Consider the following 24123-nt stretch of genomic DNA (forward strand, 5'->3'; position numbering starts at 1 on the left):
AAGACACAGCGTTCGTTTTTTCAGGGGTCGTCATGAGATTTGGTGTTTCCGCACTTGCGGCTGTTCTGGTTGCCGTCTGTCCGCCGCTCGCGACGCTCCAGGCCGCGCCCCCGCTGGAAGCCTATGGTGAATTGCCTGCGGTCGAGGAGATGGTCCTTTCGCCCAGCGGAAATCGCTTCGCTGCCGTCACGACGCTGGAGGGCAAGCGGATCATCGCGATACTGTCCGCCGACATGCGCCTGCTCAAGCGCCTTGAAATCGGCGACATCAAGGTGCGGAGCATCGAGTTCGCCACCGACGATCTGTTACTGATCCGTCGCAGCATGACGCAGGATCTGGGCTTCGGCTTCGCGCAGGACAAATACGAGTTTTACCAGGCGCTGACGCTGCCGCTCGATGCGACCGAGGTCGGCGTCGCTTTCGGCGACCGCGCGGAGATGATCAATGCAACGTTCGGTTATTACGGCATCCGCATGGTCGGCGGTTACCCCAAGGCCTATTACGGTGGCATCAAGCTGCGCAAAGAGAGCTTCAACGGAGGGTACGTCTTCGATCACGGGCGACCGGGGCTCTACGAAATCGACCTGCTGACCAACAAGAGCCGCGAGGTGGATGGCGCAGCCCCCGAAGGTTTCGATCGTGAATGGCTGGTCGGGCCTGACGGCACCGTGGTGGCCCGCCTCGACGTCAGCGACGCGGACGGCGACTGGATCCTGCGCAATGGAGCCGACACGCTGCTGGCGCGGGGCGACAGCCACAATGGGGCGGCCGGCCTCGTTTCGATCGGAAGGACGGCAGAGACCGTGATCTTCAGTGCCCGCGCCCCCGAAGCGATCGAGTCGCGCTGGATCGAAATTCCCGTCGACGGGTCCTCCGAAGGTGCCGAGTTCCTGCCGGACATCGATATCGCCAAGCTTTATGGTGACCGTCGCACGGGCCTGCTGGTCGGCTATCGCGAGGAAGACAAGGACCCCATTTTTTTCGATCCGTCCGAAGGAACCCGCGCGGCGGCTGTGCGCAAGGCGTTCCCCAAGCTGAACCCGGCAATGATCGACTGGACTTCAGGGCTCGACCAGGTCCTCGTCGGCACCAATGGCAATGGCGACAGCGGTAGCTATTACATCGTCGACCTGGTGGCCAAGCGGGCCAATTCGATCGGCCTTGAGCGGCCTGCGATCGAGCCGGAAGACGTAGGGGCGATCTCGACCGTCACCTATGCCGCGCAGGACGGCCTGGAGATGGACGGTATCCTCACTCTTCCGCCGGGCAGGGAAGCGCGCAACCTGCCGCTTGTCATGTTGCCGCATGGCGGGCCGGCGGGACACGATGTCGCAGGCTTCGATTGGTGGGCGCAGGCCTTCGCTTCACGCGGCTATGCGGTGTTCCAGCCGAACTTTCGCGGCTCGACCGGCCGCGACGCCGAATTCAGGCGTGCGGGCGATGGCGAGTGGGGCGGGAAGATGCAGACCGACATTTCCGATGGGCTCGCCAAGCTGGCGGCCGAAGGGATTGTCGATCCCAAGCGCGCCTGCATCGTCGGCGCGAGCTACGGCGGTTACGCCGCGCTGGCTGGCGTCACGTTGCAGAACGGGCTGTATCGCTGCGCTGCGGCAGTGGCGGGCGTCTCCGACCTCAGCCTCCTTAACCGCATCGAACGGCGCGAATCTGGTCATAGCCGCATGGCCGCGCGCTCGCTCAAGGAGCAATTGGGGCCGAGTTCAGAATTCCGCGCCCGCTCACCGCGTTTCCAGGCCGACAAGGCCGATGCGCCGATACTGCTGGTCCATGGCCGCGACGATACAGTCGTGCCTTTCACGCATAGCGAGAAGATGGCCGATGCCCTGAAGGACGCAGGCAAGCCTTACCAGCTGGTAGAGCTCGCAGGCGAGGACCACTGGCTTTCGTTGGGCGCGACCAGGATGGCGATGCTCAATGCCGTGGTCGGCTTCGTCGAGAAGCACAACCCGCCCGACTAAAGGGTCAGGCGGCCACTTCCTCGATATATTCGGGATAGAAGCTGGGCGCACGGTCCGACCAACCCGGCGCGGTCGCTGCGGCTTCGCTCAGGCTCTGGAGCAGCATCTTGCGCCGTTCGGGCCGAATATGCGGCAGGGCGGCGGCGGCGCAGAATGCGCTGGGCAGCCACGGGCGCGCATCGGCGCTGATCAGGCGTTCATAGAGGAAGCGGAAGGCCGAAAAACTGTGGATCCGTTCCTGTGCCAGGTCGAAGGCGGCGACGCGGGTCAGCTTGCCCACAAAGCCTTCGATCGAATCGAAAGCCGTATCGCACGGGATCGATTGCCGCAGCGCCTTGAGTTCCTGATAGGATACGTACTGGCTGCGGATCGCGGCGTTCTCGCCCGCATTGCGGCCCCAGATGCGAAAGGCATCGCAGCGGCCCAGCCCGATATCGAGACTGCGGCGGATATAGCGCTGCTCGGCGGCGGTAAAACCGGCAAATTCGCGCATTTCGGCGATGGTCAGTGACGCGGTATTCGTAACGGCCATGTTCGGCACTCCCCTGTTACAAGGCCGAGTGTCACCGAAGATGGTTAATAACAGGTAAGCGCTTCAGATAAGACCTGCGAGAGGTGAGCTGGGGTCAGCGTATTTGCGGGTGGCCATGCGGCCGGACAGGTATGCGTCGCGCCCGGCCTGGACCGCCAGCTTCATGGCGCGAGCCATGCGAATCGGATCTTTCGCTTCGGCAATTGCGGTGTTCATCAGCACGCCATCGCAGCCCAGTTCCATCGCCACGGCGGCATCGGATGCCGTGCCCACACCCGCATCGACCAGCACGGGCACGCTTGCGCCTTCCACGATCAGGCGGATGGTGACGCGGTTCTGGATGCCAAGGCCCGAACCGATCGGCGCGCCCAGCGGCATCACGGCAACGGCCCCTGCGTCTTCCAACTGCTTGGCTGCGATCGGATCGTCGGTGCAATAGACCATCGGCAGGAACCCTTCCTTGGCCAGCACTTCGGTCGCTTCCAGCGTTTCGCGCATGTTGGGGTAGAGCGTGCGAGCTTCGCCCAGCACTTCCAGCTTCACCAGGTCCCAGCCGCCCGCCTCGCGCGCAAGGCGCAGTGTGCGGATGGCGTCTTCGGCGTTGAAGCAGCCTGCGGTGTTGGGGAGGTAGGTGACCTTCCTGGGGTCGATGTAGTCGGTGAGCATCGGAGCCTTGGGGTCCGATACGTTCACTCGGCGCACCGCGACCGTGACGATCTCCGCCCCGCTCGCCTCGAGCGCGGCGGCGTTCTGTTCGAAATCCTTGTATTTGCCGGTGCCCACGATGAGACGGCTGTTGAACGTGCGCCCTGCAACCGTCCAGCTGTCCGCACCCGAGCCGCCGCCGACGAAGTGGACGATTTCCAGCGCATCGCCATCGGCAATGGTATGGTTCGCCAGTTCGCTGCGGGGTGCGATCGTGCCGTTGTGTTCGACTGCGACCTTCGCCGGGTCGAGTTCCAGCTCGCGCACGAGCTGCGCGATAGTGGTGGCGGTGGTGCGGCGGGTTTCGCCGTTGACGGTAAGAGAGATCGAGGCAGTCATAGCCCCGTCCACTTAGTCCCCGCAGCGATCCTTGCAAGCGGCGGAATGCGTGTGGCGCATGTTGAGAATGTGGCCGAGCGATACAAGGGCGACGCCGATGATGGTCAGGATCGCTTCCTTGTACCCGTGCGGCACGGCCAGCGCGCCGCCCATGAACGTCAGCCCCGTCATAGCCACCACGAACGGGGCAGCCATGCGGTGGCGCAGCGCGCCCCACCCAATCGCAACACCGGCAATCAGCGTCGCCAGCAGCAGGCCGACCCGGTGAATATCGGGCGACAGAAACAGTTCGCCCCCGATACCGAGGCCCGAAACGAGGATGATGGACAGCAGGCAATGGATCGCGCAGGCGCCCGAAAGGAAAATTCCGGTCCGGTCGAGCCGGCGACGAATCGGCGAGATGGCGCGTTCAATCATTGCGGATCGGGACTTATGTGACGATGTAACATAATTCAAGGGCTCGCCGTACGTCGGGGCGCATTTCGCCGGTTGCCATGGGCGCTTTGCCGCTTGCCCTCTTTGCACTTGCGAAACGTCGGCCGGGGCAGCAGATGGTGCGCGATGCAGGAAGCGCCATCCCCCCTTCGCCCGCTGGCCATTGCTGGCTGGCTGTTCTTCGTCGCCGCGATGGTCGTGCTGATGGTCTCGGTCGGGGGCATCACGCGCCTTACCGAAAGCGGCCTTTCGATCACGCAGTGGAAACCGATTACCGGTGCCATTCCGCCGCTGAACGAGGTCGCGTGGCAGGCGGAATTCGCCCTCTACAAACAGACCGGCGAATACGCGAACGTGACCGGCCCGGCGGGAATGGACCTCGCCGCCTTCAAGTTCATCTTTTTCTGGGAATGGTTTCACCGTCTGCTGGGCCGGTTGATCGGGCTGGCCTTCGCGCTGCCGCTGGCGTGGTTCTGGGTCCGCAAGGCGATTCCGCAAGGGTACAAGCCGCGGTTGGTGGCCTTGCTCGCGCTGGGCGGGCTACAGGGCGTGTTCGGCTGGTTCATGGTGCGCAGCGGGCTGGCCGGCACGATGACCGATGTAAGCCACTTCTGGCTGTCGATCCACCTGCTGACCGCGCTGTTCACGCTGGGCGGCCTGATCTGGACGGCGCTCGACCTGCGCCGCCTGGCACACGGCGAACCGCGGGCGCGCTGGACGGGAACCGCAAGCTGGGTCGGCGCGGTCCTGTTCGTTCAATTGCTGCTGGGGGCTTGGGTCGCGGGCCTGAACGCTGGCCTGGCGTCGGACAGCTGGCCGCTGATGCAGGGCCGCCTCGTTCCCGAATACGACAGTTCGGGCGGTTTCTTTCGGGCGTTGACCCACGATCCGTACCTCATCCATTTCGCGCACCGCTGGTGGGCGTGGATTGCCGTGCTGGCGCTGATCGTGATGGCGCGCCGCGTCAGGCCGCTGGAACGCAGGGCCTCGGTCGCAATTCATTCCGCGTTCGGCATTCAGATCATACTCGGCATCCTTACCGTGCTGACCGGGGTCGCCCTGTGGGTTGCCGTGGCGCACCAGGTTGTCGGCGCCCTGCTTGTGGCAAGCTTCGCGTGGGGCGCACATGCGCTGGGCCGGACACAGGCGCGGGCTGGATGACGGCGCTGATCTATTGCCCCTTTCCCGACGCGGGCACGGCGGAGCGGATCGGTGCGATCCTGCTGGACGAAGGGCTGGCCGGTTGCATCAACATCGGTTCCCCCGTCCGGTCGCTCTATCAATGGGACGCGAAGCGCGGCGAGAGCGAGGAAATTCCCGCCCTTATCAAGACCGACGCCGCCCTGCTCGACCGGGCCATAGTCCGCGTGGAGGGCTTGCACCCCTATGATGCACCGGCAATAGTAGGCTGGTGTTGCGACGGCGCCGGAACGGCGACGCGCGCATGGCTCGGCGGCCTGGTGCCGTAGCGAAACGAAGAGGGGCGCTTGAATCATGGAGATCCGCGATCGCCGCGATACGCTGCGGATGATGGCCCTATGCCTTGCCCCGCTGGTCGCATCGTCCGTGCCGGTTGCAACGCTCGCGAAGGTTGCCACGCCCGCCGTGCCCAAGGGACGGTTCCTGCTGAAACGGACCGTGGTTCGTGATTTGGCGGACGGCAAGTCGCTGAGCGTCGAACGGATTTGGCAGTGCGGCTTTTCCAACGAAGCGCGCGGAATGCGCGTGGATGGCCAGCAAAGCGACTGCCATGTCGTCGCCCCGCCCGAACTCAAGGCCCTTGCCGCCATGGAAGAGGGGCGCACATCACCCGGACCGTTCCCGGCGCTGATCGATGCATCGGGCCGAATGCATGGCGGACAGGCCAAGTTGGCGAGCGAAACACCGCGGGCCGTGCACCTTGCGATCGACGCTCTTGCCGCACGCGGGCTGAATGCCGCCGATCTGTCCGAAGCCCGCCGGCTGCTTGGCTCGCTCGCGCAGGCGGGCGGCGCCGCCATCAGCACCATACCGGCCGACCTTTTCTTCCCGGCCCCCGGAAGGCAGGCAACCGCCCGTGACCTTGAGATCGGGGAAGGTCTGACCGGCACCGTGGACGTAACGGTCATGTCAGAGGTGCGCGCAGGCGGCCTGCTGGAGCGGATGACGCGCGAAGTCGTGACCCGGATCGCAAACGACTCGCGCCGGTCGCTTGAAAGCTGGGTTCTGACCTCCGTTTGACCAGACCGCGCCGGGCGGGGTATTATTTTACCGCCCCGGTGAGCCGCAGAATTGCTTGACTTGCAGCCCCTTCACGGCCATTTGGCGCGCGCTTCGCGGGTTTGGACACGCATCCGGATTCGCCGAATTGACGCCGCTGTTTCGCAAGGATCACCGGCATGAACACTAGGAACGGAAATCAGCCATGAAGGCTCTCACCAAGATCACCCGGTCGATCAAGCCGGCCGAGGTCGAAAAGAAGTGGCACATCGTCGACGCGGACGGCCTCGTGGTCGGTCGCCTCGCTGCGATTGTCGCCAACCACCTGCGCGGCAAGCACAAGCCGAGCTACACCCCGCACGTCGATTGCGGCGATCACGTCGTCATCATCAACGCCGACAAGGTGAAGTTCACCGGCAAGAAGATGACCGACAAGATCTATTACAAGCACACCGGCCACCCCGGCGGCATCAAGGAAACCACCCCCGCCAAGGTGCTGGGCGGTCGTTTCCCCGAACGCGTGCTGGAAAAAGCCATCGAACGCATGATCCCGCGCGGCCCGCTGGGTCGTGACCAGATGCGCGCGCTGCACATCTACGCCGGCACCGAGCATCCGCACGACGGGCAGAAGCCCGAGACGCTCGACGTCGCCTCGATGAACCGCAAGAACAAGGCTGCTGCATAATGGCCGACGAAATCAAGAACGACACCGTCACCGATCTCGCAGATCTGAAGACCATCGCTGCCGACGCACCGGAAGGTGATGCGGCAGAAATCGCCAAGACAGCGGATGTCCCCTTGCGCGAGCAGGAGCTCGACAAGCAGGGCCGTGCCTACGCCACCGGTCGCCGCAAGGACGCCACCGCGCGCGTCTGGCTCAAGCCCGGCACCGGCAAGGTCATCGTCAACGGACGCGACCAGGAAGTGTATTTTGCACGTCCGACGCTGCGCCTCGTCATCGACCAGCCCTTCGCCATTACCGAGCGTCAGGGCCAGTACGACGTCGTCGCAACCGTCAAGGGCGGCGGTCTTTCCGGCCAGGCCGGTGCGGTCAAGCACGGCATCAGCCAGGCGCTGACCAAGTACGAACCCGCGCTGCGCAGCACGGTGAAGGCCGCTGGCTTCCTCACCCGCGACAGCCGCGTTGTCGAGCGTAAGAAGTACGGCCGCGCCAAGGCACGTCGTAGCTTCCAGTTCTCGAAGCGTTAATCGGCTTAACGATCTTCACGATCACCGAGGAAGGGCGGTCCCACACCGGGGCCGCCCTTTTCGTATGCGCTTTCGGCAAAACCGGTTGAGCGCGCTCAGCGCTGGAGCATCATGATGCCCCAAGCGAGCCCCGCACCGGCAAAGAACAGCGGCCAGGACCACCAGAAGGTGTAATCCGCCACTTCGGCCATATAGATGGCCATCTGCCCGCCGCGCGAACCCTGCGAACCGATCACCAGCGAAAGCACGCCGGACAGGATCATGCCGAGGGGAATCGCCTTTACGAGTTCCATCTTTCCCTCCTGCGTTTGCAGGGGCGATTTTTGGGGCATCTGGTTAAGAAACCATGGCGCGGCTTGGGTTAATGGACCGGAGGGTCCACCCGCGGGATCTGCCGCACCGGCGCCACCGGATCGCCAGGCTGACGGGGCGGCATGGCGTTTTCCGGCACATCGTCGATCTGCATGTCGCGGGTCTCGACGTCTTCCAGATTGCGGACGCAAACGGTCAGGCGCGAGCCGTCCCATTCGATCTCGTTGAAACTGGGCGGTGTCGAACGGGTGCGTTTGGACAAGGTGCCTGCGCCGATCATCCGCACCGGCCCTTCCGCCGTATCCTCCATGATGTCGAAGGCATCGTGCACATGACCGGAAAGGACGGCGGCTACGGGGCGGCGGGCCAGTTCGCGCAAGGCCCTTTCCCCGTGCTTGGTCAGCGCGGTGCCTTGCGTGCCCACTTCGCGCAGCGGGTGGTGAACGGCGACCAGCGCCTGTCGGCCAGCCGGCAAGGCATCGATCGCCGCGAGGCATTGGTCGAGCGCGGCCTGCGTCACCCATCCCTTGGACCAGTTCAACCTCGGCTGCGCGCGCACGGCGGTCTTCAGCGGCACGAGCGACAGGCATCCGAGGTCGATTTCCTTTTCGACCTTGTCGGCCATCCCGCGAAACCGGCGATAGGGCGCAAAGAACCGCTCGACCGGATTGAAATACGGCATATCGTGGTTGCCGACCTCGACCGTAACCGGGGCCGCGAGGGAATTGATCCATGCGGTGGCCGCAGCAAATTCGCGGTGGCGCGCACGCATGGTCAGGTCGCCCGTGATCGCCACGGCATCGGGCTGCCGTTCGGCGATCTCCTGCTTTACCCAGTCGAGGGCGCGGTTGTTCTCGAGGCCGAAATGGATGTCGGAAAGGTGGAAGATGCGCCGGAGATCAGAAGCCATGATCTGTTGCTAGCAGATCGACTTCGCACGCTGCTACAGTGAATTGCGCGCGCGGTCCAAGTCGGCGCGGTTCGCCGTCGATCAGCACATCGATCGGTTCGCCTTCGCAATTCTCGACCAAGATCCGATCCACGATGCCCAAGCGTTCGTGCGGCCCTTCGCGAAAGCGGCGGCGCAGCAGCGCCCAGCTGTGTTGCAGCATGTCGCCTGCACCGTCGGATCGGTATCCATCGACCACCATGCCCCTGTGGCTGGGGGTGATTTCCAGCAGGGGATACCCATCGCCTTGCCCCGCCCGGGGTTCGCAGACGCGCACACGTGCGCCCGATGCCGTTTCCGTGACCGCTTCGCCTGCGCCTTGCGCAAAGCCGACCAGATCGTAGTCGCGCATCGCTTCGCGAACGGTCGCCCATGCGGTTCCAGGGCCCACCAGCAGCCCTGCCAGCGCGGCCCCCGCTTCGCAGGATGCAGCCAGAGGGCGGACCGGTTTCATGGCCCCTGCCGCCACGCGGTCGAGGATCAATTCTGAAGTCGCCCCGTCACCATGCAGGCGGCAGGACAGGAGGTTCATGGTTCCACCCGGTAGGACCAGAACCTGCCCGCCCCAACCGGCCAGGCCGGTAATCGCCGCGTTCAGCGTGCCGTCGCCGGTGAAGACGATCAGCTTGTCGACGCCGTTTTCGTCCAGCAGTTCGGGATCGGGTATCTGTTCGTCGGGAAAGTCGATGCGCCGTGCGACAGGCATGCCGCGTTCGATCAACTGCTCTTCAAGCGCAGCGATCGCCGCCGCGCTGTTGCTGCCGCTGCGGGCGTTCGCAAGCAGCCACGATGTAGTTTGCTGGTTCATGGCAATCCAGCGTGCCAGGGCCGATACGGTTCCCGCTCAAACGCGGCCCGTAAGCACCATCCAGCCCATGCCCAGATTCAACGCTGAATAGATTGCGTAGACAATCGCCGCCCCGGGCCAGCCGTTCGCCGCCACGAGCATCGCCGTAAGCAGGACGGTGAATTCGAACATCAGCGAGACGCGGCCGCCATTCCGGCTGAAGAATGCGGGCAGGGACGAAAGAACCGGATGACCGCTTTCGATGACCGCCTTGTTGACGGCGAAATTGGCAACGCCAAGCGCGAAAAGGATCACGAGAACCATGCCTTCGATCCATAGGCTCGACGTTGACCGATTGCCAATCGCCGTTCGTCGGCAGCGCGCTACTTTGAGCCCATGGCAGCAGCAGCCCATCGATAGCCACGTGCGTTTACAGTTGTAGCTGAGTAATACAGGTCCTGCGGAGGGCCCACCCCAAGCAGTCCCCCAAATCTCCGGGGCTCTCCGCAAAAGATTATCGCGCCGCGCCTACGGACACGGCGCATCATGCGGCTGACACAGAGCAGCGCGACAAGGATGGCCGTGACCCGGCCATGGCCTTTCCCTTGACCCCGGCCGGAAGCAGTCCCCTGGCCGGGGTCATCTTTGTCGGGTTGGCGCAAGCGGGGCTTGCGGGCAGCGCAAGGCATCGGGCTACCGCCCAGCCATCGCCTTGACTTTGGGAAGATAGGTGCGCCCGATCCGCAGCGCTTCGCCATCGTCGAGTTCGACCGACCAGACGCCGAGGCCGTCGTGCCTTAGGCCCGTGATCCGATCCTTTCTGAGGATGGTCGAGCGATGGATGCGGATGAAACTGGCGGGGTCGAGACGTTTCTCCAGGCCCGCGATGGTCTGCAACAGCAGATAGGTACGCGCTTCATCGCCTGCGTTGACATGCAGCCGCACATAATCGCGTTCGGCGTCGATCCGGCCAACTTCGGATGTGGCGATGCGGATCAATTCCGAACGGTGCGGGATCCACAGCTCTTCCAGCCACCGGCTTTCCTCGCGCGCACCGTCACTGCGGCGCGCAAGGGCCCGCTTGATAGCCCGCTCCAGTCGTTCGGGCTTGACCGGTTTGAGCACGTAGTCGACCGCATCGAGATCGAAGGCTTCGACCGCGTAATTATCGTGTGCTGTCACGAACACGATTGCCGGACGCGCGCCGCCCTTGGTGGCAAGCGCCTTGGCCACGGACAAGCCGTCCACTTCGGGCATCGTCATGTCGAGCAGGACAAGATCCGGCGTGAGGGCTTCGATCAGGCGAAGCGCCTGCGCCCCGTCACTGGCCGTGCCCACCACCGACAGCTCGTCCATCTTCGAGCAGATGACCTGCATCCGTTCGACCGCCAATGGCTCATCGTCGACGATCAGTGTCCGCAAGGTATCGGGTTTTTCGTCAGCCATGTTTCACCATCGGCAATCTGAGTTCGGTTTCGTACCCGGAAAGGCTTGGGCCGGATGTGATCGTCGCTTCGTTGCCGAATCGCGCTTCCAGCCGGTCGCGCACGTTGGCGAGGCCAATGCCGAACCCGCCCGAATGGCTGCTTGGCATCCCCGGGCCATCGTCGCTCACGCTGATGACCAGCCGGCCGTATTCTTCGCGCGCGGCGATCGAAACGGTAACGGGGCGCGCGCTTGCCGACACGCCGTATTTTACCGAGTTCTCGACCAGCGGTTGCAGGATCATGCCGGGCACCTTGTAGGCCGCCAGCTCGCGCGGCAGGTCGACCTTCACCCGCAGGCGTTCGGGAAAACGAACGGCTTCGATTTCAAGATAGTGTTCCTGCAGATCGATTTCGTCCTCCAGCGTCACGTCACCGGTCGAGTCGTCGGCAAGGCTGTGGCGATAGAACTGCGAGATGGTCTGGATCATCTGCTCGGCCCGGTCGGCCTTGCCGGTCATCACCAGCGCGGACAGCGAATTGAGCGTGTTGAACAGGAAATGCGGGTTCACCTGATACCGCAGGCTGCGCAATTCCGCCGCCTTTGCGGCGCTGCGGAATCGCTCGCCCTCGCGCTCCGCGGCAAGCGCCTGCGCGCGCGCCTGGATGGCGATGTAAAGAGCAGCCCATGCCAGCAGCAGGAAGTAGCGTCCCAGCGCGATGTCGAACGTCATGCGCCAGCGGTCCATCGCCGTGGGCGCCGGGGCGATCAGCACGCTTTCCGGTTCGAGCGTTTCGGCTTCGTCGACTTCGCGGTCGATCGGAGCGCGCGGCACATCGACGAGCAGATTGCCCGCCTCGTCGCGCCGGATGGCGATGCCGCGTTCGGCCCCGATCCGCTTTTCGACGGCATCCTGGATCGATGAAAAGATCCACTGGTTTGCTTGCGCGATCATCAGGGACGCCGGCATCGCCACGATGGCCGCCACCGCCACCTTTATCGCCAGCGAGCGGCGATCGAACATGCGCAGCACCAGCCACATGACAATGGTCGCGCCGATGCCCACAAGGCCGACCAGGCCCCGGCGCCACAGCATTTCCCATTCCAGCCCGAAACCCGAAAGTTCGCCGCGGATGGTGGTGAGCACGAAATAGATCAGCCACACACCGAGGATCGAGCCGAGCACGACCCGCGGTGACAGGTGGGGGGTTTCCGAATTCATCTGGCGTTCAGCATGCAAATCATGCCGATGTGTGGCCTCTGCCGCGCAAGATTGCCAGCGCCGCGGTCGATACCTTTCACCAGTTGGTCGAGCGGAAAGTTATTCGGCGGGCTCGAATTCCCCTTCGGCGATGCGGCGGCGCCATTCGGCCGGTGCCAACGTGTGAACGTTGTTGCCCGCGCTATCGACGGCGACTGTCACGGGCATGTCCTCGACCTCGAATTCGTAGATCGCTTCCATCCCCAGGTCTTCGAAGGCCACGACCCGCGCGCCCTTGATCGCCCGGCTGACCAGATAGGCGGCCCCGCCGGTGGCCATCAGATAGGCAACCTTGAACCGGCTGATCACCTCGACCGCATTGTGCCCGCGTTCAGCCTTGCCGATCATGGCCAAGAGGCCAAGGTCGAGCATCATTTCGGTAAACTTGTCCATGCGCGTCGCGGTGGTGGGGCCCGCCGGGCCGACAACTTCGCCCATGACGGGGTCGACCGGGCCGACATAGTAGATCGCGCGGCCCTTGAATTCGACCGGCAGCGGCTCGCCTTTTTCCAGCATGTCATGGATGCGCTTGTGCGCCGCGTCGCGCCCGGTCAGCATCTTGCCCGACAGCAGCAGGCGGTCGCCGTGGTTCCAGCTCGCCACTTCCTCGGTCGTCAGCGCATCGAGATTGACGCGCTTGGCCGCCGCGTCGGGCTGCCATGTTACCTGCGGATATTCGTCCAACCTGGGCGGTTCGAGATAGGCCGCCCCGGACCCGTCGAGGGTGAAGTGGGCGTGGCGCGTGGCGGCGCAATTGGGGATCATGGCCACCGGCTTGCCGGCGGCGTGGCACGGCGCATCGAGAATCTTCACATCGAGCACGGTCGACAAGCCGCCCAGTCCCTGCGCGCCGACGCCCATGGCGTTCACCGCGTCGAAAATATCGATTCGCAGCTTCTCGATATCGGTCTGCGGACCGCGCGCCTTGAGCTGGCCCATATCGATCGGCTCCATCAGGCTGAGCTTGGCGAGCTTCATGCAGTGTTCCGCCGTGCCGCCGATGCCGATCCCCAGCATTCCGGGAGGGCACCAGCCCGCGCCCATCGAGGGTATCTGTTCGATCACCCAGTCGACGATATTGTCGCTCGGGTTCATCATCTTGAACTTCGACTTGTTTTCGCTGCCGCCGCCCTTGGCGGCAACGTCGATGCTCACCGTGTTGCCGGGGACCATTTCAACCGACAGCACGCACGGCGTGTTGTCGCGCGTGTTGCGGCGGGTGAAGGCCGGATCGGCCAGAATCGAGGCGCGCAGCTTGTTATCGGGATGGTTGTACGCCCGGCGCACACCTTCATCGACCACGTCCTGAAGGCTGCGATCCGAACCCAGGCGGCAGTTCTGCCCCCATTGCACGAAGACATTGACGATGCCCGTGTCCTGGCAGATCGGTCGGTGGCCTTCGGCGCACATGCGGCTGTTGGTCAGGATCTGCGCGATCGCGTCCTTGGCCGCGGGGCCTTTCTCCGCTTCATAGGCTTCGCCCAGAGCACGGATATAGTCCATCGGGTGGTAATAGGAGATGTATTGCAAGGCATCGGCGACGCTCTCGATCAGATCGTCTTCCGAAATAATCACCATGTCGCTCATCGCCGCGCGTTCCCTTGTTGCAGAATTGCGCTCCTCCCTAGGCATGATTGCCCGCATTGGTCAAAGCGCTTGGACACAAGAGGGCTTGCGCTTAAAGCAACCATTCTTGACCCAGCGTGTTATTAACGTAATACAGCGCGAACCAGATAGCTGAAGAGCCATGACAACAACCCTCGCCCCCACCCCCGCCTTTGCCGCCGCCCGCCGTGCGATGATCGACAGCCAGCTGCGCACCAGCGGCGTCAACGATGCCTTCGTGCTGGAACGCATGGGCACCGTCCCGCGCGAGGATTTCGTGCCCGAAGCCATGCGCTCCGTTGCCTACAGCGACCGGGCGATCCGGCTTGGGGACGGCAAGGTCCTGCCCGCGCCGCTGTTTCACGGCATGATGCTGGCCGAGGCACAGCCGCAGGCGGACGACACGGTTCTCGTGATCGATGGCGGTAGCGGCTATCTGCCCGCCCTGATCGAGCCGCTTGTCGGCACGGTCAAATCGCTGGGCGCTGACGACATCATCGGTTCGCGCAAGAAAGGCGCTTATTCGCTTGTGCTGGTCGATGGCGCGATCGAGCATGTGCCCGGCGAACTGGCCAAGCTCGTTGCCGAAGGTGGACGGATCGTGACCGGCCTGGTCGAACGCGGCGTCACCCGCCTTGCCACAGGCCGTAAATCCGGTGGCTCGCTGGCGCTGCTGCCCCTTGCCGAAATCGGCGTGCCGCGACTGGCGCAGTTCGATCAGCCTGCTAGCTGGAGTTTCTGAATGCGGTTTGACGCGATTGCCAGGAAACTTGCCGGTAGCACCGCGCTCGTTGCGCTTGCCGCAGCGACGCCTGCTGCCGCAGACACATTGCAGGAAGCGCTGACCGAAGCGTACCTCAACAACCCGCTGCTGCTTGCTGCGCGCGCCGGACAACGCGCCACGGATGAAAACGTGGTCATCGAAAAGTCGGCGGGCCGGCCAGATGTCGCGGCGACTGGCGTCTACACCGAAATCCTCGAAGGCGCCGCACCCAACGGGCCGAACCGGTTGTTCAGCGCGGGCGTCGATCTAGGCGTGCCGCTTTATTCCGGCGGCGCAATCCGCAATTCCATCCGCGCCGCGCAGAACCGTGTGGAAGCCGGCCGCGCCAATCTGCGCGGAACCGAAAGCGCGATCTTCACCCAGGTCGTCGCCGCCTATATGGACGTTCTTCGCGGTCAGGCCCTTGTTTCGCTGTCAGCAAACCAGGTCGATGTGCTCGGTGTGAACCTGCAGGCAACCAGCGACCGTTTCGAGATCGGCGATCTGACGCGGACCGATGTTGCCCAATCGCAATCGCGCCTGGCCCTGGCCGAAGGCGATTTGCGGGGCGCGCAATCCAATCTGATCGGTGCGCGCGAAACCTATATCGCCCTTGTCGGCGATGCGCCGGACAATCTCCAGCCCCCGCCTCCGCTGCCCAACCTTCCCGTCGACGTCGCGGACGCGGTGGCTGTGGCGCTGGCCAACAATCCCGATCTCATCGCCGCCAAGGAACGCGCCGAAGCATCGGAATTCGACATCGACGTGGCCGGTTCGGGCCGTTTGCCGCGCGTGTCCGTTTTTGCCGGATACGATTACCAGAACACGCTCAATTCGCTGCGTCTCGCGGATGGGACAGTCGGGCCCGTCCAGACCGGCCGCGACGCCCAGGTCGGCGTTTCGCTGCGGATGCCGATTTTCCAGGGCGGCCGCCCCGCCGCGCTCGAACGACAGGCACAGGCACGATCTGCGGCCGCGCTGGAGCAGGTCATCGCCGCCGAACGCGACGTGATCGCCCAGGTTCGCGCCGCGTGGGCAAGCTGGAAGGCATCGCTGGCGATCATCGAAAGCAGCCAGGTGGCAGTCGATGCCGCCGCGCTCAGCCTCGATGGTGTGCGCGCCGAAAATTCGATCGGCAACCGCACCATCCTCGATGTGCTCAACGCCGAACAGGAACTGCTGCGTTCGCGCGTCCAGCTGGTGACCGCCCGCCGCAACGCTTATGTCGCCGGGTTCTCCCTGCTGGCCGCCATGGGCCGTGCCGAAGCGCGCGACCTCGGGCTGGAAGGCGAAGGCATCCTTTACGATCCGGTCGAGAATTACGATCGGGTGAAGGGCAAGTTCTTCGATTGGGAAAGCGATCCCGATCCGCAGGCGCAGGGGACCAGCACGGTCAATATCCCGGCACCGACCGCGGATGTCACCGAACAGGATGAAATCGCTGGCCAAACCGGTTACTGATCCGTCAGGATGAAGCGAATGTCCCGATTCGGTACAGGGGGTTTAGGAAGTCATGCAGCAGCCGGGTGAACCTTCGGTCGAAGAGATTCTCGACTCGATAAAAAAGGTCATCGCACGCGATAATCGCGACAGCATGATTGCCGAACGCCGTCGCCGTGTCACGGCCCCTTCGCCCGAACCGATCGAACCCGCCGAAGGTGACGAAGCCGAAGAAGTCTTCGAACTCGAAGCCGATTACGTCGTCGAAACGGCGGCCCACGCTGATGACGACGCCGATGGTGCTGATGATGGTGCTGACGAAGATGCCCTGACGCGCGGCGATACGCGCCAGGCGATGCGGGACAATTTCGCTGCGCTCGCGATGCTGTCACAGCCCGGCAAGCAACCACAGATCGTGCGTTCGGGCGAGACATCCCTCGAAGGGCTGACGCGCGAATTGCTGCGCCCGATGCTGGCGCAATGGCTCGACGAAAACCTGCCCGGCATGGTCGAGGATCTGGTGAAGGCCGAAATCTCGCGCATCGCGGGCAAACGATCCTGACCCCAACCGATACAGCTTAACTTTGGCGCGGGGCGCGGCTAGACCCGCCCGCATGACTGCACGCACCCGGGTCGCTTTCCCGCTCGCCAGCGCCTTCGCGCTTCTGTCCACGCCGCTCGCCGCGTCCGATCGCGCGCCGATGAGCGCGCAGGACCTCGTGACCATGCCGCGCCTCGGCGGTCCGGCAACCAACGCGGACAGCACCGTTGCGGTCTATCCGGTCACGGTGACCGATCCGGAAAGCTACAAACGGACGAGCGAATTGTACGTGCGGTCGCTGGTCGATCCGTCGGCGGCGCCGATCAAGCTGGACCTCGATGCCGGGGATGCACGCTTCGGGGGGGATGGCTGGCTCTATTACCTCGCCGACGATGCCGACGGGGGGGATGCCGCCACAAGCCAGGTATGGCGCGCCCGTATCGGCGTCGATGGCAGCGTTAGCGACACGATGCAGGTTTCCGACCTCGCACGGCCGGTCAACGGCTTCGCCGTTTCGCGCGATGGCGCACGGCTCGCGATCTGGACCGATCTTCCGCGCAGCTGCGCCACAGTGGACTGCGCCACCACGGTTCCTGCCTATGCGCCCGGGCCGGGCAGCGCGCTCCTGTTCGAAGGCGACGGCGGGCTTGTGCGGCACTGGGATCATTGGGAAACGCCCGGCACATTCAGCCGCGTTTTTGCGTTCGCGCTGAAGGACGGGAAGGTCACGGGCGAAGGCGTTGCCGTCGATGGCCCTGCTGAAACCGGCCTGACGGGCGATACCCCGACCATGCCGTTTGGCGGCGGGGAGGATGTGGCCTTCGCGCCTGACGGAAAGAGCCTGTACTTCGTTGCCCGCGAGGCAGGGGCAGGCGAACCCTATTCGACAAATCTCAATATCTGGCGGTCCGACCTGTCGGGTTCGGCCCCAACCAATCTGACCGAGGGCAACGCCGCTCTCGACGCACTGCCCACCCCGTCACCCGATGGCCAGTACCTGGCCTATGTCGCCATGGCCCGTCCGACATACGAAGCGGATCGCCAGGTGGTGATGCTGCGCGACCTCAAGACCGGCACGACGACTGCCGTGACGCAGGCGTTCGACCGCAGCTTCGCAACGCTCGCGTGGACACCGGATTCGCGCTGGCTGGTTGCCACCGCGCAGGACGTTCTGGACACACCGGCATACCGCATCGATCCGCGTAACGGCGCTGTGGAACGGCTGGACCTGATGGCCGGCAACGAAGCGCATATCGGCAATGTCGTGCCGCTGCATGGCGGAGGCCTTCTGTTCACCCGCGATTCGATCGGCGGGCCAGCGGAATTGTATCTCTCGCGCGGATGGGACCAGGCCAAGCCGCTGACCGATATCGGTATGACGCGAATGGGCAAGCTGGCCCCCGTCGTGGTTCAGCGGTTCAGCTTTGCCGGTGCCGGCGGTGACACCGTCTGGGGCCAGATCACCCGCCCGGAAGGTTCGACGGAAAAGTTTCCGGCAATCCTCTATGTCCACGGCGGCCCCCAGGGTTCGTTCAACGATGGCTGGTCCAGCCGCTGGAACCCGCGTGTTCTCGCCAGCCAAGGCTATGCGGTCATATCGGTCGATTTCCACGGCAGCACAGGATACGGCCAGGCGTTCACCGATGCGATCAACGCCGATTGGGGCGGCAAACCGCTGGAGGATTTGCAGAAAGGCCTCGCCGCGGCGCTTGAGATCGATCCGGTAATCGATGGCACCCGCACCTGCGCCATGGGGGCGTCTTATGGCGGCTACATGATGAACTGGATCGCGGGCAACTGGCCCGACCGGTTCGACTGCCTCGTGCAGCATGACGGTCTCTTCGACATGCGCAGCTTCTATTACACGACCGAAGAGCTGTGGTTTCCCAAATGGGACTTTGGCGGCAGCTACGCCGAAAACAGCGAGCTGTACGAACGCTGGAACCCGGTGAACCACGTCGACAAGTGGCAGACCCCGATGCTTGTCATCACCGGCGAAAAAGACTTCCGCGTGCCCTATACCCAAGGCATCGCCAGCTTCACCGCACTGCAGGAACGCAAGATTCCCAGCCAGCTGTTGGTCTTCCCGGATGAAAACCACTGGGTGCTCAAGCCGAAGAATTCGCTCCAGTGGCACACCACCGTATTTGCCTGGCTCGATCGCTGGCTGAAGCCCGCCGAATGAGCGTGAAAGCCAAATCGCTGCACAAGGCCGAAAAGGCCCTCGCCAAGATTGGCGGAGCCACGGTGGAACGCCAGATATTCCTGTGCGCCATATCGGAAAAGCAGAAATGCTGCCGCCGAGACGAAGGAAAGGCTGCCTGGGCTTATCTGAAGAAGCGCCTCAAGGAACTCGGGCTGGTCGGCCCGGGAGGTACGGTCCAGCGGACCAAGGCGGACTGTCTTCAGGTGTGCGAAGCAGGGCCGATCGCCGTCGTGTGGCCGGAAAACGTCTGGTATCATTCCTGCACCGAGGAGGTGCTGGAGGCAATCATCCAGCGTCACCTGATCGGCGGCGTCCCGGTGGAAGAATACCGGCTCAAGCCCGAGGTCTAGCGATCGTCGTCGGCCAGCGGGTCTTCTAGGGATTCGTCATGTCCAGTGCCCGATGACAGGAACACCAGGCCCATCAGCGCGCTGGCCATCAGCATCGTGAACCCGATGCCGAGCGCGGCCGCGATATAATAGTGCACCGAAACCGCGTCGCTGCCGAACTTCCAGAGCAGCGCCAGCGAAACGGCCACGACCCCGACCGTCAGCAGGAACATGAGCCGCATGATCCGCCGGAACCGCGCCCATGCGAACGCCGCCTGTTCGGGGTCATCGAGAGGAGATTTCTTGACCATCGCGGCCCAAGTGGTCGCTTTGGCCGGACGTTGCAACGCCCGCGGCCTTGCGCGACTCGCTTTTGCCTGCAGAAAATGGCATTCTATCGCCCGGAAGACAGGAGACAGGCTATGGATGTCAGCAGGCTGATCGAAGGGCGCGCGAGTTCGGATATTATATCCTGCACGATCGATACCCCGGTCCGCGAGGCAATTTCCATGCTCGCATCAAAGCGCATCGGTGCGCTGCCCATCATGGAAGGCGGCCGCATCGCCGGGATTTTCTCCGAACGCGACGTGATCTACCGCCTCTCCAACGAAGGCGATGCATGCCTTTCGCGCCCGGTTGGCGAGGTTATGACATCGCCTGCAATCACGATCGAACGTTCGACCCCCATCCTCGATGCGCTGTCGCTGATGACGAAACGCCGTATCCGCCATCTTCCGGTCACCGACGGACAGGCGATGTGCGGGTTCATTTCGATCGGCGATCTGGTCAAGGCGCGGCTGGACGAGATCCAGCACGAAGCACAGGCCATGCGCGAGTATATCCAGACGGCTTGAGCAAGGGCGCCCGACTCCCTACATCCTGCATCATGACCACGGCCCTCACCCCCACACTCACCGATGCCGCTGCCGCGCGCATTTCGGTAATCGCCGCCAAGCAGGCGAAGCCGGCTATCCTGCGCCTGTCCGTCGAGGGCGGCGGGTGTTCGGGCTTTCAATACCAGTTCGGCCTGGCCGATGCGCCCGAAGGCGATGATCTGGTAAGCGAAACGGGCGGCGTGCGCCTGGTTGTCGATCCGGTCAGTCTGGACATGGTCGCGGGCAGCGTGGTGGATTTCGTCGAATCGCTGGCCGGGGCCGCGTTCAAGGTGGAAAATCCTCTTGCCGCAGCCGGTTGCGGCTGCGGGTCCAGCTTCGGCATTTGAGTTAGACCCGCGCGAACCTTTCGGGCATCAAGCGGCCCATGCGTATCGCCAGCTTCAATATAAACGGGATCAAGGCCCGCCTCCCCCGCCTCAAGGAATGGCTGGAGGAAACCCGCCCTACCGTCGCCTGCCTGCAGGAAATCAAGACGATGGACGAAGGGTTCCCCGTCGATGAATTCGAGGCGATCGGATACAAGGCGATCTGGCATGGCCAGAAAAGCTTCAACGGCGTGGCGATCCTGGCCGATGGCGTGCAGCCGGTGGAAACGCAGCGTGGTCTGCCCGGCGATCCCGAAGACGAACAGGCCCGCTATCTCGAGGCAGAGGTGAACGGGGTCCGGATCGCGTCGATCTACTTGCCCAATGGCAATCCGCAACCCGGCCCCAAGTTCGACTACAAGCTTGCGTGGATGAAGCGGTTGCGCGCCCACGCCGCTTCGCTCTGGGAGCAGGAAATTCCGACCGCGCTGGTGGGCGATTACAACGTCATTCCCGAAGACAAGGATGTCTGGGCCGTCCGCGCGATGGAAAACGATGCCTTGATGCAACCCGAATCGCGCGATGCCTATGCACGGATGCTGGGCGACGGATGGACCGATGCGCTGGACACGCTCAACCCGCGCGGGGGTGTGTGGACCTATTGGGATTACCAGGCCGGTGCATGGCAGCGCGATCATGGTTTTCGCATCGATCACATGCTGCTGTCGCCTGCACTTGCGGACCGGATGAGTGCAGCGGGTGTCGACAAGGAACATCGCGGGCGCGAGAAGGCCAGCGATCACGCGCCGGTCTGGGTCGAATTGCGCGACTGACATCCCACAACGAAAAGGGGGCCGGCGCTTCGCAGCGACGACCCCCTCGATATCGGACCAGAATCAGCGGTAGAAAATGTGCGTGTCGATCGTCGCGGTGGCGATTTTCTTGCGGCTCCAGCTTGGGCGCACGTACTTCGCGTGGAAATACAGGGCATCGCCCGCTTCGCTGTCCCACAGGCCGCGGTGCGCGATGCGCGCGATCGCGGTTGCGCGACTCCACGCCTTGGAACCGGTCTTGATGCGCGGCATGTTGCCGTTCTTCACGAACGAGAATTGCGATCGCTGGTAGACGACACCGCAATAGCTCGACGGAAACCGGCGGTCTTCGGAACGGTTGATGATGACCTGTGCCACCGCAAGCTGACCGGAAACCGGCTCTCCGCGCGATTCGAAGTAGATCGCGCCAGCAAGGCACTGAAGCTCGTCGGACAGGGCGCCGTCGGACGGCATGGCCGAGATCAGCTCGTGCAAGGTCTGAGCCTGCGGAGCATCGTCGGTGTCTGAAATCTGGGTCTGGGCTTCCTCGGGAAGCTCCTGCACCACTTCCTTCTCTACGAAGACGGGCACGACCTCATCGGTCAGCTGTGCCTCGGAAGTGGTGATCCGGGTCGCTGCTGCCGCGACCTGGGCGTTTGCGCCGGAACCTTCGGCCCCGACAAAGGTAGTAAATGCAATAGCCGCGAGAACCGCGGTGAAACCGGTAAATTTACGAACCATGATCCCGAAACATTCGGCGGTTGGCGGACTGACGCAGGCTGGAACCCGAACGCATCTGGTGCGTTCAAAAACCCGGGTTCGTTAACGGACCTGCCGGCCACCCCCCGTCTGCGTGCTTATGCACCGGCCTTATTGCCGGGCGCATTGCCCTCGCATCGAAGTTGGGCGCCAAATAGTCACATCTGAAACTGTGTCAACTTATTGCAGTGCGGAATCGATAAAGCGTTCCGCACCGTCGATATCCAGCTCGACAATCCAGCAGTCGGGATCGCTGCGACCCCTTCGGCCCAGATATTCATTGAATTGCTGTGGATTTTCAGGTTCTTGCGTCTTGGAAATCATGAATTTCCGCGAACCATCCAGCTGCGGCATACGTTCCCACAAGCGCGCGTTTTCGCCCCTTTCCATGGTCACGATCAGGACGACCCCGGCGTCCTTTTCGCCGCGCTGCACAATAGTCGCGAAACCGCCAGCCGCTTGCACCGCGCGAGTCAGCGCGCTCACTTCGATGTGTGCCGGAAGGCGCGCATCCATTGGTTAACGCCCGGCCAGATAGCCGGGCAGGCTGGACAGGGCGATGCGCGAGCGCATGAACGTTCCTGTGCCGCGTCCGATCTCGTCACCTTCGGCATCGACAAGGCGGGATTCGGCCACGAAAACCCGCTTGCGCCCGCTGACCCAGCGCCCTTCGGCGACGACCTTGCCTTTGCGAACCGGCTTCGTGAAATGCAGGTTGAACGAAGTCGTCAAAAGGAAGCGATCGGTGGCCAGCGTGTTCGCCGCATAGAAGGCGGCATCGTCCAGCATCTTGAAATAGATCGTGCCGTGCGCCGCGCCCGCTGCGTGGTAACTCGCCTCGGTCACATCGAACGTCAGCCGCGCTTGGCCTTCTCCGACGATTTCCAGTTCGGACGCAAACAGGGAATTGACCGGCGCCGAAGCGTACAGGCTTTCGAGCGCCCGATAATGGCGCTCCGCCCCACTGGTTGCGGCCCCGGTCATCGCTGTATCCTCTTTACTAGCGGGGCTCGACCCAGCCGATCGAACCGTCGTGACGGCGATAGACCATGTTGTGCCGTTCGCTGCCCGCGTTCTTGAAGAACAGGGCGTTCGTGTTCTGCAGGTCGAGCATCATGACCGCATCCGCCACACTGCATTCCGGGATGAGAGCACGCGTTTCAGCGATCACCGGCGGACTGTCCACGGTGATTTCCTCTTCGTTGTCGGTCTCGATCCCGGCGAGAATGGTGTAGGACGCCTCCGCTTCGCGCATCGCATGGGCGCTTTGTTCGTGCCGATCGTGAATCCGGCGTTTGTAGCGGCGCAGCTGCTTTTCGATCTTGCTGGCGGCCTTGTCGAAGGCCTGGTGAACGTCGTGCGCCTCGGCATGGCCCTTGAGGATCAGGCCCTGCATCACATGGGTAACAATATCGGAGGTGAACGCACCGCCGGGACCCTTGCCGAAGGTAACGTGCGAGGAAATCGCCCGACTGAAATGCTTGTCGACAATCGAATTGAGGCGGTCGCTCACATGCTCCTGCAAGGCGGCGCCGGTATCGATCTGGTGGCCAGAGACGCGGATATCCATGTTTTCGTTCTCCTTTATCGTCCCGTTACGATCCCTTGTCCGGCCCATCCCGCCGGAAAACTCCTGAATCTATCCCCAAAGCGGGTCGTTGATCCCGGAGATAAACTTTGCATGGCGCGCCAGCTCCTCGGCTGAGGCCGAATGGGGCCGCGGATCGCGGCGCGGGCCGGATGGCGCCTGGCGCACGGCTACCGGCTCGCCCGCCAGGGGGGCGCTGGATGCGGCGATTTCCGCCGCCAGTTCGAGGCCGATCTGACGGCCGCCCTTAAGTTCGACATAGACCTGGGCCAGCAGTTCGGCGTCGAGCAAGGCCCCGTGCTTCACCCGGTGGCTGCGATCAATGCCGTAACGACTGCACAGCGCATCGAGCGACAGCTTCGCGCCCGGATGGCGTTTCTTGGCCATGGCGACGGTGTCGATCATGCGGGTCATGCATACCACTTCCCGTTCGCAGATCGTCAGTTCCGCGTTGAGGAACCCGAAATCGAACGAGGCATTGTGCGCCACCAGCGGCGCATCGCCCAGGAAATCGAGCAATTCACCGGCCACGTCGCGGAAAAGCGGTTTATCCGAAAGGAAGGCCGCCGAAAGGCCGTGAACGGCCTCTGCGCCTGAAGGCATGTCGCGTTCAGGATTGAAGTAGGCGTGGAAGCTGGAACCGGTGGGCACGAGGTTGATCATCTCGATACACCCGATCTCGACCATCCGGTCCCCGGTTCTGGGGTCCAATCCGGTGGTTTCGGTATCGAATACGATCTCGCGCATTAG

Annotated in this window: 30 protein-coding genes; 14 read left to right on the forward strand and 16 right to left on the reverse strand. The window is 63.5% G+C overall.

Going from position 1 to position 24123, the window contains the following annotated elements; translation table 11 throughout:
* Positions 1-32 precede the first annotated feature (32 nt).
* A complete protein-coding gene (locus tag VR863_RS13065; RefSeq protein ID WP_324828905.1) occupies positions 33-1976 on the forward strand; it encodes an alpha/beta hydrolase family protein in 1944 nt (647 codons plus the stop codon).
* A gap of 4 nt (positions 1977-1980) precedes the next feature.
* Here VR863_RS13065 and VR863_RS13070 read toward each other — a convergent pair whose 3' ends face one another.
* The 3 genes from VR863_RS13070 to VR863_RS13080 all read right to left on the reverse strand — a co-directional run bounded on the left by VR863_RS13070 (position 1981) and on the right by VR863_RS13080 (position 3969).
* Positions 1981-2508 carry a hypothetical protein gene (locus VR863_RS13070; protein WP_324828906.1) on the reverse strand — a complete coding sequence of 176 codons (528 nt, stop codon included), beginning with the start codon at positions 2506-2508 and terminating at the stop codon, positions 1981-1983.
* Between the two features lie 63 nt (positions 2509-2571).
* On the reverse strand, positions 2572-3552 hold the full coding sequence (gene thiS / locus VR863_RS13075) for a sulfur carrier protein ThiS (protein WP_324828907.1): 981 nt from the start codon (positions 3550-3552) through the stop codon (positions 2572-2574).
* Between the two features lie 12 nt (positions 3553-3564).
* Positions 3565-3969, reverse strand: a complete 405-nt coding sequence (locus VR863_RS13080) for a MerC domain-containing protein (protein WP_324828908.1) — start codon at positions 3967-3969, stop codon at positions 3565-3567.
* Between the two features lie 144 nt (positions 3970-4113).
* Between VR863_RS13080 and VR863_RS13085 the strand changes: the two genes are divergently transcribed.
* The 5 genes from VR863_RS13085 (at position 4114) to rpsI (ending at position 7395) form a co-directional block, all read left to right on the forward strand.
* Positions 4114-5148 (forward strand): COX15/CtaA family protein, encoded by a 1035-nt coding sequence (locus VR863_RS13085; protein WP_324828909.1) that lies wholly within the window; start codon positions 4114-4116, stop codon positions 5146-5148.
* Positions 5145-5456: a divalent-cation tolerance protein CutA gene (cutA, locus tag VR863_RS13090; RefSeq protein ID WP_324828910.1), complete on the forward strand. Its 312-nt coding sequence runs from the start codon at positions 5145-5147 to the stop codon at positions 5454-5456. Before VR863_RS13085 ends, cutA begins: the two co-directional genes overlap by 4 nt.
* Before the next feature lie 25 nt (positions 5457-5481).
* On the forward strand, positions 5482-6207 hold the full coding sequence (locus VR863_RS13095) for a hypothetical protein (RefSeq protein WP_324828911.1): 726 nt from the start codon (positions 5482-5484) through the stop codon (positions 6205-6207).
* A gap of 184 nt (positions 6208-6391) precedes the next feature.
* Positions 6392-6871: a 50S ribosomal protein L13 gene (gene rplM / locus VR863_RS13100; RefSeq protein WP_324828912.1), complete on the forward strand. Its 480-nt coding sequence runs from the start codon at positions 6392-6394 to the stop codon at positions 6869-6871.
* Positions 6871-7395: a 30S ribosomal protein S9 gene (rpsI, locus tag VR863_RS13105; RefSeq protein WP_324828913.1), complete on the forward strand. Its 525-nt coding sequence runs from the start codon at positions 6871-6873 to the stop codon at positions 7393-7395. Before rplM ends, rpsI begins: the two co-directional genes overlap by 1 nt.
* Before the next feature lie 95 nt (positions 7396-7490).
* Here rpsI and VR863_RS13110 read toward each other — a convergent pair whose 3' ends face one another.
* From VR863_RS13110 to VR863_RS13140, 7 genes are all read right to left on the reverse strand, one after another.
* The gene (locus tag VR863_RS13110) at positions 7491-7688 is read right to left on the reverse strand and encodes a hypothetical protein (RefSeq protein ID WP_324828914.1); all 198 of its coding nucleotides are present in this window, start codon (positions 7686-7688) and stop codon (positions 7491-7493) included.
* Between the two features lie 68 nt (positions 7689-7756).
* Positions 7757-8617, reverse strand: a complete 861-nt coding sequence (locus VR863_RS13115; RefSeq protein ID WP_324828915.1) for a metallophosphoesterase family protein — start codon at positions 8615-8617, stop codon at positions 7757-7759.
* Positions 8607-9464, reverse strand: a complete 858-nt coding sequence (locus tag VR863_RS13120) for a diacylglycerol/lipid kinase family protein (RefSeq protein ID WP_324828916.1) — start codon at positions 9462-9464, stop codon at positions 8607-8609. Before VR863_RS13120 ends, VR863_RS13115 begins: the two co-directional genes overlap by 11 nt.
* A gap of 36 nt (positions 9465-9500) precedes the next feature.
* On the reverse strand, positions 9501-9767 hold the full coding sequence (locus VR863_RS13125; protein WP_324828917.1) for a hypothetical protein: 267 nt from the start codon (positions 9765-9767) through the stop codon (positions 9501-9503).
* Between the two features lie 369 nt (positions 9768-10136).
* A complete protein-coding gene (locus VR863_RS13130; RefSeq protein WP_324828918.1) occupies positions 10137-10889 on the reverse strand; it encodes a LytR/AlgR family response regulator transcription factor in 753 nt (250 codons plus the stop codon).
* Entirely contained in the window at positions 10882-12090 is a 1209-nt protein-coding gene (locus VR863_RS13135; RefSeq protein WP_324828919.1) for a sensor histidine kinase, read from the reverse strand. The genes VR863_RS13130 and VR863_RS13135 overlap by 8 nt, the downstream gene beginning before the upstream one ends.
* A gap of 99 nt (positions 12091-12189) precedes the next feature.
* The gene (locus tag VR863_RS13140; protein WP_324829281.1) at positions 12190-13707 is read right to left on the reverse strand and encodes a fumarate hydratase; all 1518 of its coding nucleotides are present in this window, start codon (positions 13705-13707) and stop codon (positions 12190-12192) included.
* Positions 13708-13876: 169 nt separating this feature from the next.
* On the opposite strand from VR863_RS13140, the gene VR863_RS13145 reads away from it, so the two are divergent.
* The 5 genes from VR863_RS13145 to VR863_RS13165 are packed head-to-tail and all read left to right on the forward strand — an operon-like array spanning position 13877 to position 19034.
* A complete protein-coding gene (locus VR863_RS13145) occupies positions 13877-14476 on the forward strand; it encodes a protein-L-isoaspartate O-methyltransferase family protein (RefSeq protein WP_324828920.1) in 600 nt (199 codons plus the stop codon).
* Positions 14477-15958, forward strand: coding sequence for a TolC family outer membrane protein (locus tag VR863_RS13150; RefSeq protein ID WP_324828921.1), 1482 nt, complete (start codon positions 14477-14479; stop codon positions 15956-15958).
* A gap of 52 nt (positions 15959-16010) precedes the next feature.
* The gene (locus VR863_RS13155; RefSeq protein WP_324828922.1) at positions 16011-16499 is read left to right on the forward strand and encodes a DUF2497 domain-containing protein; all 489 of its coding nucleotides are present in this window, start codon (positions 16011-16013) and stop codon (positions 16497-16499) included.
* A gap of 52 nt (positions 16500-16551) precedes the next feature.
* The gene (locus tag VR863_RS13160) at positions 16552-18663 is read left to right on the forward strand and encodes a S9 family peptidase (RefSeq protein ID WP_324828923.1); all 2112 of its coding nucleotides are present in this window, start codon (positions 16552-16554) and stop codon (positions 18661-18663) included.
* Complete coding sequence (locus tag VR863_RS13165) at positions 18660-19034, forward strand: (2Fe-2S) ferredoxin domain-containing protein (protein ID WP_324828924.1); 375 nt, start codon at positions 18660-18662, stop codon at positions 19032-19034. Before VR863_RS13160 ends, VR863_RS13165 begins: the two co-directional genes overlap by 4 nt.
* Here the strand turns inward: VR863_RS13165 and VR863_RS13170 are convergent.
* On the reverse strand, positions 19031-19324 hold the full coding sequence (locus VR863_RS13170) for a hypothetical protein (protein ID WP_324828925.1): 294 nt from the start codon (positions 19322-19324) through the stop codon (positions 19031-19033). The genes VR863_RS13165 and VR863_RS13170 overlap by 4 nt on opposite strands.
* Positions 19325-19435: 111 nt before the next feature.
* On the opposite strand from VR863_RS13170, the gene VR863_RS13175 reads away from it, so the two are divergent.
* From VR863_RS13175 to xth, 3 genes are read left to right on the forward strand one after another with little or no spacing between them, the layout of a single operon-like run.
* Positions 19436-19867, forward strand: a complete 432-nt coding sequence (locus VR863_RS13175; protein ID WP_324828926.1) for a CBS domain-containing protein — start codon at positions 19436-19438, stop codon at positions 19865-19867.
* A 32-nt stretch (positions 19868-19899) separates the two neighbouring features.
* Positions 19900-20235, forward strand: coding sequence for a HesB/IscA family protein (locus tag VR863_RS13180; protein WP_324828927.1), 336 nt, complete (start codon positions 19900-19902; stop codon positions 20233-20235).
* 38 nt (positions 20236-20273) lie between these two features.
* Positions 20274-21047 (forward strand): exodeoxyribonuclease III, encoded by a 774-nt coding sequence (gene xth / locus VR863_RS13185; protein WP_324828928.1) that lies wholly within the window; start codon positions 20274-20276, stop codon positions 21045-21047.
* 63 nt (positions 21048-21110) lie between these two features.
* Here the strand turns inward: xth and VR863_RS13190 are convergent, their stop codons facing one another.
* The 5 genes from VR863_RS13190 to dnaQ form a co-directional block, all read right to left on the reverse strand.
* Positions 21111-21767: a cell wall hydrolase gene (locus VR863_RS13190; protein ID WP_324828929.1), complete on the reverse strand. Its 657-nt coding sequence runs from the start codon at positions 21765-21767 to the stop codon at positions 21111-21113.
* Between the two features lie 198 nt (positions 21768-21965).
* On the reverse strand, positions 21966-22301 hold the full coding sequence (locus tag VR863_RS13195) for a DUF1491 family protein (RefSeq protein ID WP_324828930.1): 336 nt from the start codon (positions 22299-22301) through the stop codon (positions 21966-21968).
* Between the two features lie 3 nt (positions 22302-22304).
* Positions 22305-22769, reverse strand: a complete 465-nt coding sequence (locus VR863_RS13200; protein WP_324828931.1) for a PaaI family thioesterase — start codon at positions 22767-22769, stop codon at positions 22305-22307.
* A 16-nt stretch (positions 22770-22785) separates the two neighbouring features.
* A complete protein-coding gene (hpf, locus tag VR863_RS13205; RefSeq protein ID WP_324828932.1) occupies positions 22786-23355 on the reverse strand; it encodes a ribosome hibernation-promoting factor, HPF/YfiA family in 570 nt (189 codons plus the stop codon).
* A 69-nt stretch (positions 23356-23424) separates the two neighbouring features.
* On the reverse strand, positions 23425-24120 hold the full coding sequence (gene dnaQ, locus VR863_RS13210; RefSeq protein WP_324828933.1) for a DNA polymerase III subunit epsilon: 696 nt from the start codon (positions 24118-24120) through the stop codon (positions 23425-23427).
* Positions 24121-24123: the final 3 nt, after the last annotated feature.

The organism is Qipengyuania zhejiangensis (assembly GCF_035607565.1).
Lineage (GTDB): Bacteria > Pseudomonadota > Alphaproteobacteria > Sphingomonadales > Sphingomonadaceae > Qipengyuania > Qipengyuania zhejiangensis.

Excerpts from the sequence above, each read along its gene's own strand:
- VR863_RS13065 (WP_324828905.1), top strand. The coding sequence starts at position 33 with ATGAGATTTGGTGTTTCCGCACTTGCGGCTGTTCTGGTTGCCGTCTGT.
- VR863_RS13070 (WP_324828906.1), bottom strand. The coding sequence starts at position 2,508 with ATGGCCGTTACGAATACCGCGTCACTGACCATCGCCGAAATGCGCGAA.
- thiS (WP_324828907.1), bottom strand. The coding sequence starts at position 3,552 with ATGACTGCCTCGATCTCTCTTACCGTCAACGGCGAAACCCGCCGCACC.
- VR863_RS13080 (WP_324828908.1), bottom strand. The coding sequence starts at position 3,969 with ATGATTGAACGCGCCATCTCGCCGATTCGTCGCCGGCTCGACCGGACC.
- VR863_RS13085 (WP_324828909.1), top strand. The coding sequence starts at position 4,114 with ATGCAGGAAGCGCCATCCCCCCTTCGCCCGCTGGCCATTGCTGGCTGG.
- cutA (WP_324828910.1), top strand. The coding sequence starts at position 5,145 with ATGACGGCGCTGATCTATTGCCCCTTTCCCGACGCGGGCACGGCGGAG.
- VR863_RS13095 (WP_324828911.1), top strand. The coding sequence starts at position 5,482 with ATGGAGATCCGCGATCGCCGCGATACGCTGCGGATGATGGCCCTATGC.
- rplM (WP_324828912.1), top strand. The coding sequence starts at position 6,392 with ATGAAGGCTCTCACCAAGATCACCCGGTCGATCAAGCCGGCCGAGGTC.
- rpsI (WP_324828913.1), top strand. The coding sequence starts at position 6,871 with ATGGCCGACGAAATCAAGAACGACACCGTCACCGATCTCGCAGATCTG.
- VR863_RS13110 (WP_324828914.1), bottom strand. The coding sequence starts at position 7,688 with ATGGAACTCGTAAAGGCGATTCCCCTCGGCATGATCCTGTCCGGCGTG.
- VR863_RS13115 (WP_324828915.1), bottom strand. The coding sequence starts at position 8,617 with ATGGCTTCTGATCTCCGGCGCATCTTCCACCTTTCCGACATCCATTTC.
- VR863_RS13120 (WP_324828916.1), bottom strand. The coding sequence starts at position 9,464 with ATGAACCAGCAAACTACATCGTGGCTGCTTGCGAACGCCCGCAGCGGC.
- VR863_RS13125 (WP_324828917.1), bottom strand. The coding sequence starts at position 9,767 with ATGGTTCTCGTGATCCTTTTCGCGCTTGGCGTTGCCAATTTCGCCGTC.
- VR863_RS13130 (WP_324828918.1), bottom strand. The coding sequence starts at position 10,889 with ATGGCTGACGAAAAACCCGATACCTTGCGGACACTGATCGTCGACGAT.
- VR863_RS13135 (WP_324828919.1), bottom strand. The coding sequence starts at position 12,090 with ATGAATTCGGAAACCCCCCACCTGTCACCGCGGGTCGTGCTCGGCTCG.
- VR863_RS13140 (WP_324829281.1), bottom strand. The coding sequence starts at position 13,707 with ATGGTGATTATTTCGGAAGACGATCTGATCGAGAGCGTCGCCGATGCC.
- VR863_RS13145 (WP_324828920.1), top strand. The coding sequence starts at position 13,877 with ATGACAACAACCCTCGCCCCCACCCCCGCCTTTGCCGCCGCCCGCCGT.
- VR863_RS13150 (WP_324828921.1), top strand. The coding sequence starts at position 14,477 with ATGCGGTTTGACGCGATTGCCAGGAAACTTGCCGGTAGCACCGCGCTC.
- VR863_RS13155 (WP_324828922.1), top strand. The coding sequence starts at position 16,011 with ATGCAGCAGCCGGGTGAACCTTCGGTCGAAGAGATTCTCGACTCGATA.
- VR863_RS13160 (WP_324828923.1), top strand. The coding sequence starts at position 16,552 with ATGACTGCACGCACCCGGGTCGCTTTCCCGCTCGCCAGCGCCTTCGCG.
- VR863_RS13165 (WP_324828924.1), top strand. The coding sequence starts at position 18,660 with ATGAGCGTGAAAGCCAAATCGCTGCACAAGGCCGAAAAGGCCCTCGCC.
- VR863_RS13170 (WP_324828925.1), bottom strand. The coding sequence starts at position 19,324 with ATGGTCAAGAAATCTCCTCTCGATGACCCCGAACAGGCGGCGTTCGCA.
- VR863_RS13175 (WP_324828926.1), top strand. The coding sequence starts at position 19,436 with ATGGATGTCAGCAGGCTGATCGAAGGGCGCGCGAGTTCGGATATTATA.
- VR863_RS13180 (WP_324828927.1), top strand. The coding sequence starts at position 19,900 with ATGACCACGGCCCTCACCCCCACACTCACCGATGCCGCTGCCGCGCGC.
- xth (WP_324828928.1), top strand. The coding sequence starts at position 20,274 with ATGCGTATCGCCAGCTTCAATATAAACGGGATCAAGGCCCGCCTCCCC.
- VR863_RS13190 (WP_324828929.1), bottom strand. The coding sequence starts at position 21,767 with ATGGTTCGTAAATTTACCGGTTTCACCGCGGTTCTCGCGGCTATTGCA.
- VR863_RS13195 (WP_324828930.1), bottom strand. The coding sequence starts at position 22,301 with ATGGATGCGCGCCTTCCGGCACACATCGAAGTGAGCGCGCTGACTCGC.
- VR863_RS13200 (WP_324828931.1), bottom strand. The coding sequence starts at position 22,769 with ATGACCGGGGCCGCAACCAGTGGGGCGGAGCGCCATTATCGGGCGCTC.
- hpf (WP_324828932.1), bottom strand. The coding sequence starts at position 23,355 with ATGGATATCCGCGTCTCTGGCCACCAGATCGATACCGGCGCCGCCTTG.
- dnaQ (WP_324828933.1), bottom strand. The coding sequence starts at position 24,120 with ATGCGCGAGATCGTATTCGATACCGAAACCACCGGATTGGACCCCAGA.